At 56.7% G+C, this 342-nt stretch carries 1 protein-coding gene; it reads right to left on the bottom strand.

Annotated elements, in window-relative coordinates; genetic code table 11:
• The coding region (locus tag MRBLMA1_RS19055; protein WP_363738985.1) for a M24 family metallopeptidase at positions 1–342 on the bottom strand (342 nt) is incomplete at both ends.

The raw sequence follows: 342 nt of genomic DNA, 5'->3' as shown, positions 1-342 counted from the left end.
AGTAGGTCTCGATCGCAAAGACCATCCCTTCCTCGATCGTGATCGGGTGTTCGATCGAGTGATAGCGGCTGATCAGCGGCTGTTCCCACAGGCCAACGCCGATGCCATGCGCATATTGCAGCCCGAATGCTTCTTCCTCGTTCGCCATCCCGAATTCCTGGGCGGCCGGGAATTTCTTGGCGATATCGGCCGAAGACGCGCCCACCTTGATCTCTGCAATCGCTTCGTCGAGGATTTCACGCGTCTTCTTGTACACGTCCCGCTGCTTGCGGGTCGCGCCGCCAATATTGATCGTGCGGTAATAGCAGGTGCGATAGCCCATATAGGAGTGAATGATGTCGA

It is taken from the genome of Sphingobium sp. LMA1-1-1.1 (assembly GCF_040676365.1).
Classification (GTDB): Bacteria; Pseudomonadota; Alphaproteobacteria; order Sphingomonadales; family Sphingomonadaceae; genus Sphingobium.
The sequence above is the reverse complement of the archived record's forward strand: the minus strand, read 5'-3'. Positions and strand labels throughout refer to the sequence as shown.